The sequence below is a fragment of the Leucobacter albus genome, from assembly GCF_039528015.1.
GTDB lineage: Bacteria > Actinomycetota > Actinomycetes > Actinomycetales > Microbacteriaceae > Leucobacter > Leucobacter albus.
Genome location: NZ_BAAAKZ010000013.1, coordinates 68,629 through 81,045, shown reverse-complemented (window position 1 = coordinate 81,045; position 12,417 = coordinate 68,629). Strand labels below are relative to the sequence as shown.

The 12,417-nt window shown below is 68.0% G+C and carries 11 protein-coding genes; 7 read left to right on the top strand and 4 right to left on the bottom strand.

Annotated features, from left to right (window positions below; translation table 11 throughout):
- The first annotated feature begins 189 nt into the window (after positions 1 to 189).
- Positions 190 to 741 carry a 30S ribosome-binding factor RbfA gene (rbfA, locus tag ABD115_RS13510; protein WP_343961723.1) on the top strand — a complete coding sequence of 184 codons (552 nt, stop codon included), beginning with the start codon at positions 190 to 192 and terminating at the stop codon, positions 739 to 741.
- Between the two features lie 70 nt (positions 742 to 811).
- Here rbfA and ABD115_RS13505 read toward each other — a convergent pair whose 3' ends face one another.
- Both ABD115_RS13505 and ABD115_RS13500 read right to left on the bottom strand, forming a co-directional pair.
- The gene (locus tag ABD115_RS13505; protein WP_343961722.1) at positions 812 to 3,217 is read right to left on the bottom strand and encodes a chitobiase/beta-hexosaminidase C-terminal domain-containing protein; all 2,406 of its coding nucleotides are present in this window, start codon (positions 3,215 to 3,217) and stop codon (positions 812 to 814) included.
- 130 nt (positions 3,218 to 3,347) lie between these two features.
- Entirely contained in the window at positions 3,348 to 4,268 is a 921-nt protein-coding gene (locus ABD115_RS13500; protein WP_343961721.1) for an HhH-GPD family protein, read from the bottom strand.
- Positions 4,269 to 4,356: 88 nt separating this feature from the next.
- Between ABD115_RS13500 and truB the strand changes: the two genes are divergently transcribed.
- The 6 genes from truB (at position 4,357) to ABD115_RS13470 (ending at position 10,609) form a co-directional block, all read left to right on the top strand.
- The gene (truB, locus tag ABD115_RS13495) at positions 4,357 to 5,343 is read left to right on the top strand and encodes a tRNA pseudouridine(55) synthase TruB (protein ID WP_343962073.1); all 987 of its coding nucleotides are present in this window, start codon (positions 4,357 to 4,359) and stop codon (positions 5,341 to 5,343) included.
- A complete protein-coding gene (locus ABD115_RS13490) occupies positions 5,340 to 5,696 on the top strand; it encodes a hypothetical protein (RefSeq protein ID WP_343961720.1) in 357 nt (118 codons plus the stop codon). The genes truB and ABD115_RS13490 overlap by 4 nt, the downstream gene beginning before the upstream one ends.
- 68 nt (positions 5,697 to 5,764) lie before the next feature.
- Complete coding sequence (locus ABD115_RS13485) at positions 5,765 to 6,148, top strand: hypothetical protein (RefSeq protein WP_343962071.1); 384 nt, start codon at positions 5,765 to 5,767, stop codon at positions 6,146 to 6,148.
- A complete protein-coding gene (locus ABD115_RS13480; protein WP_343961718.1) occupies positions 6,148 to 7,113 on the top strand; it encodes a bifunctional riboflavin kinase/FAD synthetase in 966 nt (321 codons plus the stop codon). The genes ABD115_RS13485 and ABD115_RS13480 overlap by 1 nt, the downstream gene beginning before the upstream one ends.
- Before the next feature lie 222 nt (positions 7,114 to 7,335).
- Positions 7,336 to 9,474: a DEAD/DEAH box helicase gene (locus ABD115_RS13475; protein ID WP_343961716.1), complete on the top strand. Its 2,139-nt coding sequence runs from the start codon at positions 7,336 to 7,338 to the stop codon at positions 9,472 to 9,474.
- A 100-nt stretch (positions 9,475 to 9,574) separates the two neighbouring features.
- Positions 9,575 to 10,609, top strand: a complete 1,035-nt coding sequence (locus tag ABD115_RS13470) for a 6-phosphofructokinase (protein ID WP_343961714.1) — start codon at positions 9,575 to 9,577, stop codon at positions 10,607 to 10,609.
- Positions 10,610 to 10,824: 215 nt separating this feature from the next.
- Here ABD115_RS13470 and ABD115_RS13465 read toward each other — a convergent pair whose 3' ends face one another.
- Together ABD115_RS13465 and ABD115_RS13460 are read right to left on the bottom strand one after the other, a co-directional pair.
- Complete coding sequence (locus ABD115_RS13465; RefSeq protein ID WP_343961712.1) at positions 10,825 to 11,895, bottom strand: hypothetical protein; 1,071 nt, start codon at positions 11,893 to 11,895, stop codon at positions 10,825 to 10,827.
- A 115-nt stretch (positions 11,896 to 12,010) separates the two neighbouring features.
- On the bottom strand, positions 12,011 to 12,286 hold the full coding sequence (locus ABD115_RS13460; protein ID WP_343961709.1) for a mycoredoxin: 276 nt from the start codon (positions 12,284 to 12,286) through the stop codon (positions 12,011 to 12,013).
- Positions 12,287 to 12,417: the final 131 nt, after the last annotated feature.

Sequence of the window (12,417 nt, the reverse complement as noted above, 5' to 3'; positions counted from 1 at the left end):
GAACACCTTCCATGGTGACTACGGTCAGAAGAAGCTGCGTATGTTCGTCGACGACTATCTCATTAGTACCGCGAGCGTCTAGGCAGCGCACGAGCAGGGTGCTGACGCGCGTGCCAGCGCTCGATGTGACCGGCGCCGCGGCTGCCCCGAAAGCAGCGCGCCCCGGCCCAACGCGGGTAGGCTTGAGCTATGAGTAATCCACGTGCAGGGAAGGTTGCCGAGCGCATCCATCAGATCGTCGCCCGCAGGCTCGACAAGGGGCTGCGCGACCCGCGGCTCGGGTTCGTGACGATCACGGAAGTCCGCGTCACGGGTGACCTGCAGAACGCAAGTATTTTCTACACAGTGTACGGTGACGAGGCGTCGCAAGCGGATACCGCTGCCGCCCTGAAGGCCGCGACCGGTATGCTCCGCAGTGAGGTCGGCAAGCAGCTGGGCACCCGCCTCACTCCGACACTCGAGTTTCTCCACGACGAACTGCCGGCGTCGGCCGACCACATGAATGAACTCCTCGCCGAGGCGAAGCGGCGCGACGACGAGGCCCGCGCGCTCGCAACGGGCGCTGCGTACGCGGGCGAGGCCGACCCCTACGCGAAGCCGCGCACCGAGGCAGACCTCGAAGACGAAGCGGGCGAGTCTGACGACGACGATCTCGACGATGAGCCAGACGACGACTTCGACGAAGAAGACGAAGACGGTCTCGACGAAGAAGAGCTCGAGGACGACGAGGAACGCGCCTAGCGGCCACAGCACGGCGGGCCCCGTTGGCGCGCGACTGATTTCAGCGCGCAGCCACGGGGCCCTGCAGGCCCTACTGGGCCTCGCCCGGCCGAGCGCGCCTGGCCACGAGTAGCCACGTTCCGGCCGCCATCGCAACGGCCGCGAGTACGCCGATGCCGGTTCCGATCAACGCGCCCGACTCTGCGAGCGAGCCGGATGCGGATCCCGAGCCTCCGATGCCGGGAACGCCGGTGCCGCCTGGGGTGGCGCCTACGCCTGGCCCGGTTCCCGGCCCGGTCGCCTCCTGCCAGGCCGCGAGCGCCCCGCGCAGCTCGCTCGTGGCGGTGTCGAGCCCCTGCTGCTGCACGTTAAGCGTGCGCTGCAGCGCCCGGGCCTCGGCAAGCTCGGAGCGGAGCGTTGCCTCGGCCGCAGCTGGAGAGCCTGTGGTGGGCGCCGTCGCCCGCTGCGCCGCTGCGGCCGTTACCTCAGCCGTCGCCGGCGCAGCCTTGGCCCGACCATCAAGCGCGGTTTCGGCGGCACCGATCGCCTCAGCCAGGGCCTCGCGATCCACCGGCAACAGCTGCGCGGCGAGCTCTGCCGCGCGATCGGTGATCGACCACGCGAGCTCATCCGCGGCATCTTGAGTCGCGGGCACGGCCTCAACGAGCTCGCGCAGCGCGCTCGACGCGGCACCGGCTGCAGCGCTGTCGGCGAGTGCGAAGTCGAAATCGCCACTTTCGGCGGGTACTGTGTTGCCGAGGATCCGCTCCACTCGCTCGCGCGTGGGTTCGGCCGCTGCCGCCGCCGCGTCGGCCTTGCTCCGGTCGATCGCCCCGGCCACAAACGTGAAGGTGCGCGGTTCGCTCTTGTTGCCGTAGGAATCCCATGCGGTGAGTGTCGCTTCGTAGCTGCGCCCGATCTCGAGGGTGCGGTCGATGGGCTTCCCGACCGCGTCGCCGGCGCGCACCGCGAGCGGAATGTCGAGCACGGCGGGCTTCGGGGCGACGACGTAGTCGGAGTAGATCCGCCCGTTTGCCGGCACGAGTCGGGTGATCGCTCCCGTCTCGGTGTCGCGCACGACGAGGGTGTACTCGGAGGCGAACTGGTCGTCAGCTGCCTGGGGGAGACGCAGCACCGGGCCCGTGTCCGTCTGGCGCACGGTCGGCTGCTGTTCACTCCACACCGGCGAGACCTTGTTGCGGTTCGCCTGCGTATACGTGAACTTCGCCTTCGTTTCGGCAGGCGTCGCGCCGCGCGCGATGGTCCACGTCGGGCCTGCGAGCGAGCCGGACGACTTGAACGGTGGGTTGTTGAGGAAGCTCCACGTTCCGTCATCGGTGTACGTGCGGCCTGGGTCTGCAGCGTAGTTGATGCGGTCGATCTCGATGCGGTCGGCGTAGACATCGACGACGACGGACTGCGCGGTGGGGACAGTGGCGTTTTTCGCGAGGCCGGGGCCGAACGCCTGGAACTTCCCGTCGATCTCCTCGTACGACATTGAGCCCTCGTTCACCGAGGTGAAGTCTTGCTGGTGGATCGACCGCTCGTCGGTGATGTTCAGGTGGGAGTGACCGGAGAAGTAGACGACCTGCGGGAACGCGCTGAGGTTAGTCTTCAGCCCCGAGTTCGACGACTGCGCGCCATCCCACACGGTCGCGGGGATCGGCCGGTGGCCGAAGACGAAGATCGGCTGGCCCTGCGTCACGGGGTCCTTGCTGAGCGCGTCGAGTCGCCCGTACAGCCAGTTCGCCTGCGTCGTGTTCCACGCCTCAGTGTTCACGACGAATGCGGGGAAGCCGCCGATCTCGGACTCGTAGTAGCCGGTCTCGCCGGGGAACCACTCGTCGGGGTACTGTTCAGCCATCTTGTTCACACGGTCGTCGTGGTTGCCGAACGACATCATGATCTTCGTGTCGGTCATGCCGGTGCGGGCGAGGTTCTGCTCGAGCATCGTGCGCGGGTACTGATGATCCGTCGCAGTGTTGAAGTTGTTGTCGTTGATCTGATCGCCGTTGGAGATGATCGCGTCGGGGTTGGGTGCGATGCGCTTAAGGGTGTCGAAGTACCCGGTCCACTTGTCCCACGACGGGCCGCTGCCAGTGGAGAGGTGGATGTCGCTCATTACCGCGAACTGAGACAGCGGCTCCTCGGCGGTCTTGATGAGGATGCCGCGGATCGTCGGCAGGCTTTCGCCGCGCTCGGTGAAGGCGACGGCGGTGATGTTCGCGGTCTTATCGACCGTGATGGGGCCCGCCGCGACGGGACTGAGCCGCGTGGGGTGGGTGCCGTCGAGGGTGTAACGAATCTCCGCGCCCTGCTGGGCGGTGAACGTGATGGTCTGCGGGCCGACGTAGCGGCCGCTCTCGAGACTCGCGCTGGGCGCCGCGATCTCGGTCTGGGTGACCGCGCTGGCGGCGGTCGCGGCCGGGAATGCCGCCTGCGCGCCGAGGAGCGCTGCGCCCGCGAGGGCGAGCCCCGCAATTCTGCCGATGGACATGGATTCCTTTCTGTCGTGCACGGCGAATGGTGCACAGGTATCCAAGTTGTCTATACAGCGTGGCCGCAGTTCGTCGCGGGCGTGACAGCAGCATGAATTCTGCTTCACTCCCGGTTCACCGGCCGGGCTGCTAGGGGAGCCGCACGAGGCCCTCAAATTCGACGAGCAACCCGTCGGCGACGAGCGAGTCGTAGGCGCGCCGCGGCTGCGCGGGGTCGGGCGCGCCTCGCGGGCGGCGCCCGGCACGCGCCGCGGCGACAGCGTCTGCCACGGCCACGGGGGCGTCGGCGGATCGCAGCAACTCCATGATCTTGCCCCTGGCCTGCCGGTCGCTGCCCTCGAAGGCCGCCTGTTTCGGCCGCTTCTCGGGGGCGTTGTCGGGGTACCCGGCGCCGCGCCACTCGCATATATTCGCGATCGGGCATGCGTCGCACCGGGGTGCCCGGGCCGTGCATACGATCGCGCCGAGCTCCATCGCCGCGGCATTGAAGGTCGCCGCAGCAGCGCGATCTGACGGGAGCAGTGCGGCCATGTCGGTGAGGTCGCGGGCGGCCGGCATGCCCGCGGCCGCCCGGCCCTGAACCGCGCGCGCGATCACGCGACGGGTGTTCGTGTCGACGACGGGGTGCGTGTCGCCGAACGCGAACACCGCGACGGCGCGGGCGGTGTACGGGCCGATGCCTGTCAGGGCGAGCAGGGCGTCGACGTCGGCAGGCACTTTGTCACCGTGCCGCTCGGCGATCTCGACCGCGGCCCGGTGCAGCCACAGCGCCCGCCTGGGGTAGCCGAGCCGCTTCCATGCCCGCACCGCCTCTCCCGGTTCTGCTGCCGCGAGCGCCGAAGGGGTGGGCCAGCGCTCCATCCACTCGAGCCAGTGCGGAATTACCCGTTCGACCTGAGTCTGCTGCGACATGAACTCAGACACGAGCACGCCCCACGCGGTGGTGTCGGGCGCCCGCCACGGCAGCTCGCGTGCGCTGAGCTCGAACCACGCGTTGAGCGCCGCGCTGAGCTCGGAGCGCGGCGGGGCTGGTGCGCCAGTAGTTTCCACCCCGCAATTCTACGAGCGTGCCCCGACCGGCAGCCGGGGAGCTGCGAGCCGCCCCCACCGTTAGGCTGGAGGGGTGAGATTTGCAGATATGCCGCAGGGCGCGATCCTGCTCGTCGACAAGGTCGAGGGGTGGACGAGCCACGACGTCGTCGCCAAGACGCGCCGCGCGCTCGGCACGAAGAAGGTCGGCCACGCCGGCACGCTCGACCCGATGGCGACGGGGTTGCTCGTGCTCGGAGCTGGCCCAGCCACGCGGCTGCTGACGCATCTCGTTGGCCTCGACAAGACGTACACCACGACGATCCGCCTCGGCATGACGACGGTGACCGATGATCGCGAGGGCGACGTCACCGCGACCGCCCCCGCCGGCGCGGTGGCCGAAGTGTTCGCAGGGCCCGAGCGCATCGTCGCGGGCGTGCGAGCGCTCACCGGCCCGATCGAACAGGCACCGAGCGCGGTAAGCGCCATCAAGGTTGACGGCAAGCGAGCCTACGACCGCGTGCGCGACGGCGAAGACGTGGTTCTCAAGCAGCGGCCGGTGACGATATACAGCTTCGACACCGGCGAGCCGCGCCTCACTAGCGTGCCGGGGCCAGACGGTGCCCCGGTCGACGTCATCGACATCGATGCTGTCGTGCGCTGCTCGACGGGCACCTACATTCGCGCCCTCGCTCGCGACCTTGGCGCGGCGCTCGGCGTTGGCGGCCACCTCACGGCGCTGCGGCGCACGGCCGTCGGCCCGTTCATGGTCGGCGACGCGACGGCGCACGCGCAGCTCGTGGGTGACGGCGAGACCCCGGCGGATCCGGGAACCTTGCATACCCCCGCCGACATCGCGCGAAAGCTGTTCCCCGAGCTGCAGCTCACCGCGGGCGAGGCCACCGATCTCGCGAACGGCAAACGGCTCCCGGTCGATCCTGAACGACAGGCGCCGGCTCCGCTCGTCGCAGCGGTGCTGTCTGCGACGGTGTCGGGGAGCCCCGCCGACCGGCTTGTTGGCCTTGTCGAGGTGAAGGGCGGGCGCACCCGCGTCGTCACGAACTTCCCGTCACAGGAAAGCGCAGGAGCAGCATGATCGCCTGGTTTGGGTACCTGACTATCGCGGTGTCGCTGGCCGCCGCCGTGATGTGTCTCGTGCAGGGGCTGCGAAAGCAGGCGCCAAACGACTACACCATGGGGGCGACCGTGCTCGTCGCGCTCCTGCTCATCGTGCAGATCGTGATCTCGATCATCGCGCCGTTCGCCGGCAATCCGGCGACGGGTGACCTGCTCGAGTTTTGGATGTACCTTATCGTCGCGCTCGCGCTGCCGCTGGGAGCCGGGTTTTGGGCGCTTATCGACCGCACCCGCTTCGCGAACCTCGTGCTCGCTGTCGTTGGGTTCGCCGTCGCCGTGATGACCTATCGCATGCTCGTGATCTGGGGCTAGCGGGCGAGTACACTCGAAGGGTGAGTAACCTGGAAACTAACGGACAGACAGAAGCACGCGGCGAGCGAATGAGTGGGCTCGGGCGGGTGCTCATCACCGTCTACATCATCCTCGCGATCGCTGCGACGTTCCGCTCCGTCTACCAGATCCTCACGAAGTTCGACGAGGCGCCGCTCGCCTACATCCTCTCAGCCGTCTCGGGCGTGGTGTACATCGTTGCGACGATCGCGCTCATTCGCCGAGGCAAGGGCGTGTGGCGGCCCATCGCGTGGGCGGCACTGCTGTTCGAGCTCGTTGGCGTGCTCGTGGTCGGCACACTGAGCATCGCTGCGCCCGAGCTGTTTGCGCACCCCTCTGTCTGGTCGTTCTTCGGGCAGGGCTACGGCTTCATCCCGCTCGTGCTGCCGGTGCTCGGCCTGATCTGGCTCTCTCGAGAAACGAAGGCCGCCTGATGCGGCTTGTCACCTCGATCGAGGGCCTCGAGCCCGCCGACTATTCCGGCGGCACCGTCGTTGCCGTCGGAAAATTCGACGGTGTGCACCTCGGCCACCGAGCGATCATCGCTTCGCTGCTGCGCAACGCGCGGGCGGCCGGCCTGCAATCGGTCGTGTTCACGTTCGCGAACAACCCGCTGAGCCTGCTGCGGCCCGAGGCGTGCCCGCAACCCCTTGCGAGCCGGGCCCAGCGCCTCGAACTACTCGAGACCGCCGGGGTTGACACCTGCGTGATGGTCGAATTCGACGCGGCGTTCGCCGCTATCCCCGCGCGCGAGTTCGTCGAGCGCGTGCTCGTCGGTCAGCTCGGCGTGCGCCACGTGCTCCTCGGCGACGACTTTCGCTTTGGGCACCGCGGTGCGGGCGACGCCGCGCTGCTGCGCGAACTCGGCCCGCAGCTTGGGTTTACGGTCGAGGTCGTCGCGAGCGTCGGCGATGATGAGTCCCGTGCGGTGTCGTCAACGCTCATTCGCAACGCCGTGCTGTCGGGTGAACTCGTCGCCGCCCGCGGCATGCTCGGTCGCTGCCACTCGGTGCGCGGCGAGGTTGTGCACGGCGACGCCCGGGGGCGAGAGCTCGGCTTTCCAACAGCAAACCTCGGCGGAGAGATCGAGGGGCTCGTACCGGCGCACGGCGTCTACGCCGGCTCGGTCGTGTTCGATGGCGTCGAGCGCGACGCCGCTATTTCGGTCGGGGTGAATCTGACCTTTGAGCCAGAGGGAGCGCCGCGGGTCGAGGCCTTCGTGCTCGACTTCACTGGCGATCTCTACGGCAAGCAGATGGAGGTGCGATTCGCTGAGCGCATTCGCGAGATGCTGCCTTTCAGTTCAGTCGATGGCCTTGTCGCGCGCATGCACGAGGATGTCGCTGAAACGCGCACAATTCTCGCGGGGTTGCGCGCCGCCGCGGCACCGCAGCACTAGCCACACCTCTGGCAATCTCGCGATCAGTGAACGCGTGCGGCGTGTACAGCGTTTCGGGTGGTAGTATCGAGGCATAGTCGCGCGACGGTGAGTCGAACCCCGTGTATCTCACGGTTCAGGTTCTTCAACGCGCGAGCGGCTTCGTCCCAGATATCTGAGGGACGCGCATGCTACGCGGCGCCCAAGTTCGGTGCGTCACGCAAAGATCCACCAGGAGAGCAATTGGCAAGCAGCACTGCCACCCGCCAGTCAGCGAAGCGTCAGCGTTCAGGCGGCGCGCGCAAGCACGCCCACAACGAGGGCATTATTCCGCTGCTCGCACGCGCCGTGCGCGAGGTCGAGGCTTCGGCGCAGCGCGGCAAGGCAAGCCCGCAGAACCGCACCAAGTTTCAGGTGATCGCGCTGCTCATGCGCGAGGAGCGCGCCAGGGTGAAGACCGAAGAGGGCGTGAGTGATAGCGAGCGCGCTGAGACGCTGAAGCGGCTTGATGGTGTCGCAGCGATCCTCGCGAAGACGGCCGCCCGCGACACGAGCCTTATCACGCTGCTTGAGCCCGGTGCGACGATCACCGAGGCGACGCGCCAGCTCAAGCGCAAGATGCTCGTTCAGGCTGGCATCGATGTGCCAGAGGAGGCCCCGGCGGCCCCGGAGCCCACGAAGACCCTCGTGCCACCTGAGCTCGCGGAGCGTCAGGTCGAGCCCTCAGGCATTCACTCGCGAATGCTCGCCAACCCCTTCCTTGCCCCAGCGCTCGACGCACCGAAGCAGCCGACCCCGGTCGTGCGGCTCGCGAACTGGGAGCTGCTCAGCCCACTGCTGAAGTCGTTCGAGCAGGGCGGCGGCGGTGCGGCGTGCATGGAACTTCCCGAGGCACCGGTGCCCGACAGGCTCGCCCCGGCTGGGCGTGAGCTCATGCCGCACCAGGCGCGCTTCCTCGCGAGCGTGCGCGACGGGCACCGCAGCTTCTTGCTCGCCGACGAACCAGGCCTTGGCAAGACCGCGCAGTCGGTGCTCGCGGCCTCGGTTGCCGATGCGTACCCGATGCTCGTCGTCGTGCCCAACGTCGTGAAAATGAACTGGGCGCGCGAGGTCGAACGGTGGACGCCGCAGCGCCGCGTCACCGTCATCCACGGCGATGGCGAGTCGATCGATGCCTTCGCCGATGTGTTCGTGGTGAACTACGACATTTTGGACAGGCACCTCAGCTGGATTTCGCGGTTCGGCTTTAAGAGCATGGTCGTCGACGAGGCGCACATGATTAAGAACACGCAGTCGCAGCGCTCGCGCAATGTGCTTACGATCGCCGAGAGTATTCGCGAGCGCACGCGCGGCTCGCAGCCCCTGCTCATCGCGCTGACCGGTACGCCGCTCATCAACGGCATCGATGATTTCCGGGCAATCTGGCGCTTCCTCGGCTGGACCGACGGTGAGAAGCCCGGCCCAGAGCTCATGGCGAAGCTCGAGAACAACGGGTGGACGCCGGCTGACCCGCCGTTCTACCCCGAGGCCCGTCAGAGCGTCATCGAGATGGGCATCGTGCGACGTCGCAAGATCGACGTCGCGGCAGATCTTCCGGCCAAGCGCGTGGTCGACCTGCCCGTCGAGCTCGACGACGAGCTCGGCCGCGGCATTCTCGCCGCAGAGGCGAAGCTCGCCCAGAAGCTCATGGACCGCTTCACCGCTGTCAAGAACGGCAAGCTCGGGGCGAAGCTGTCTGACGCGGCGATCATTCGCATGGTCGCGGCGCAGGAGCTCGAGGAGGCAAACGCCTCTGCCGACGGCCTGAACGTCTTCTCTATGGTGCGCGAGATCGGCGTCGCCAAGGCCGGTCTTGCGGCCGACTACACGGCGCAGCTCGCGCGCTCGGTCGGCAAGGTGGTCTTCTTCGCGAAGCACATCGACGTCATGGATCGCGTCGAGGCGCAGCTCGCCGAGGCCGGCCTGCGCACCGTCTCTATTCGCGGTGAGCAGACCGCGACGTTCCGCCAGGCGCAGATCGATGCGTTCAACCAAGACCCCGAGGTCTCCGTGGCAGTCTGTTCGCTGACGGCCGCGGGCGTCGGCGTGAACCTGCAGGCGTCGTCGAACGTTGTGCTCGCTGAGCTCAGCTGGACCGACGCAGAGCAGACCCAGGCGATCGACCGAGTGCACCGTATCGGCCAGGCAGAGCCCGTAACCGCGTGGCGCATTATTGCCGCGCAGACGATCGATGCCCGCATCGCGGAGCTCATCGACGGCAAGGCGGGGCTCGCGGCGCGCGCGCTCGACGGCGCTCCCGCCGCCGAGGAAGATGCGGATCCGGTTCAGTTGCTTGCCCTGATCGGTGTGCTCACCCGCGCCGTCGAGGCGGCTGGGCAGTAAGCCCTGCTGCGCGGGTGGCGCGCCGGCTGGCGTTTCCGCGCGCTAGATTGGCGCGAATATATGTGTCAGCAGTATTCGTGCCACCACTAGCATGGTGAGCATGCGTATTGGTGTGCTCTGCTCGGGCGGCGACAGCCCCGGAATGAACGCCGCGATTCGGGGCGCCGTGCTTCGGGGCGTCGACGTTCACGGCTTCGAAATGATCGGCTTCGTCGACGGCTGGCGCGGCTTTCACGACGGCGAGTTTGTCGAACTCGATCGCCCGACGGTGCGCGGCCTGTCTCCCCTCGGAGGCGTCTTTCTCGGGACGAGCCGCGTGCCGCCGTGGGAGGCCCCGGTGACCGCCGAGGCGATCGCCGGGCTCACGCAGAAGCTCGACGCCTACGGCCTCGACGGCCTCATGCTCATCGGCGGCAACGGAACGCAGACGGTGTCTTCGATCCTCGCCGAGCACGGGGTGAACGTCGTTGGCCTGCCGAAGACGATCGACAACGACCTGGCGGGCACCGACTACACCTTCGGCTTCGACACGGCGGTCTCGATCGCTGCCGAGGCCATCGACCGCCTGCGCACGACCGGAGACTCGCACCGCCGCTGCATGGTGCTTGAGGTCATGGGGCGCGATGCGGGGTGGATCGCGCTCCACGCCGGTATGGCTGGCGGCGCCCAGGCGATGCTGCTGCCCGAGTTTCCCGAGAGCCTCGAGCAGGTGTGCGCCTGGGTCGCGAACGTTCGCGACCGAGGGCGCTCGGCGCTGATCGTTGTCGCCGAGGGCTTCAAACTCGAGGGCTCCGATGATGCGGTGACGCGCGACGGGCTTGACGGCTTCGGCCGGCCCCGGCTCGGCGGCGTCGCCGACATGCTTGCCCCGCTGATCGAGGAGCGCACGGGAATCGAGACCCGCTCGACGGTGCTCGGCCACGTGCAGCGCGGTGGATCCCCGACTGCGTTCGACCGCGTGCTCGCGACCCGCTCGGGCATCGCTGCAGCCGACGCCGTGCTGGCGGGCGACTGGGGCAAGATGGCGGGGCTCCGGGGCGATCGCATCGAGCTCGTGCCGTTCTCAGACGCCGTTGGCAAGCTCAAGACCGTGCCCGAGTCGCGCTACGCCGAGGTTCGCCTGAACTTCGGCTAGGCGCCCCGCGCCGCCGCCCCCGCCCCGCCCGCCCCGCCCCGCCCCGCCCCGCCGCCGCCCCGCCGCCCGCCGGGGCACACGAAGTTCACCGGAGCACACGTTATTGAGCGGAAACTTCGTGTGCTCTGGTGATTATCGTGTGCTTCGGCGACGGTGCCGCTGGCCGGCGGGGGCCGGCGGCCGGCGGCCGGGGGCGGGGGCCGGGGCGGCGGGGGCTACCCCAGTCGACGCAGTAGCTGCATTGTCTCCTTGCTCCACCTGGCCGGCTGTGAGGCAGGTATCGGCACCCCGTGTGCGCGAAGGTGGGAGGCGAATCTGGTGAGCGACGAAGCCTCCCGCGCGCCCCACCGAATCAGCCGCAGGCCGGTCGTGCCTGCAATCCAATCAGCTCGCCGCTTCTCGGCATACAGTACGTCTGCGGCCGACCTCGCTGACCCTGCCCGCTCGTCAGAGTATTTGTATCTGCCGTCTGCCTCACCCCAGAAGCCGAGCCCGGGCAGCTCGAAGTCGAGATAGAAGCTGCGAGACCCCGGCCCAGGCACCCTCACCTGAAGCCGCACCTCGATCCCCAACTGCAGAAACCGCATGCGGCTCAGGCTCTCCAATGGCGAATCGGCGAGTGGGTTCGCCAGCTCCGCGAGCGCACGGATGGCCCTGCTGCCGGCCACCCCGCCAAGCGCGTGGGCGCGCTGGGCCATACGCTCCCGCCACTCGGTGAGCGCCGCAGTATCGACCTGGCGCTCGATGCGGGTGAGGCTCCGTAATCGTGCGTCGGCACTCGCGAGCGCGACCGCAAACGGCTGCGTTCGGGCAAGATCCGCCAGCGTGCGGTCGGGTGTCGTTGTGAGAAGCTCGAACTGCGATTCTGTGTCTTCGAGCGGCAGCGTCGCGCGATGTCGAATCGTGCGACGATTTGACGAGGCGCCCGCCAGCCGCGACAGCGTCGTATGCACAGCCAGCGGGTCTGGGGCGCGCGCAGCGGCGTCGTGCACCCGCAGCCAATTTGACCAGGCAGGCATGCTGTGCAGCGCAGCTGCGCTGAGGTGAGAGAACACCGGCGGGTGCACTGCCCCACGGTGAGCGGCGAGAACTGCCGCAAGGTGGCGAACCTCGGGTCGGGCGTCACCCCAGAATGCTGAGGGCACGTGCCAGCCTCGTCGAAGGCGCACGAAAGCACCCGATGCGATCGCGGCTGCGATGCACGAATCGGTCATTCCTGAGTGTCGAAGCTCGTCGGTGCTCACGAGGAGCTTCGACACCGCGTTGAGGTCTGCGGTCGCTGTCACACCACGAGCATGACCCGGCACGGGAGAGGCCGGGAGCTCAGCGGCCCCGATGTGGATAACCCGCGCGCACCCCGGCTGTGGATGACGCAACAGCGGGGCCGAACCGTGGGCAACGCTAGAGGCCGAGCTTCGCCTTCACGTCGTTGAGCGACGGGTTTGTCGCCGTTGTGCCATCGGGGTAGACGACCGTCGGCACGGTCTGGTTGCCGCCGTTGACCTGCTCGACGAGCTCGGGGGTACCCGGTGTGTGCTCGATGTCGACCTCGGTGAAACCGATGCCGGTCGCGGCGAGCATCGTCTTCAGTCGCTTGCAGTACCCGCACCACTCGGTCGAAAACATGGTGATCGCGCCCGCCTCGGGCGTGAAATCTGAAATCTGTGCAGTGCTCATTGCACCCTCCTCGGTCGTGTGTGCGACAGCCATCGCTCACCACCACCAACATACGGGGTCAAGCGCGTATTCCGCCTGTCGCCCGTTGCGCGACCAGCCACAAGGTGAACGGAAGGTAAACGCCCTCGCCT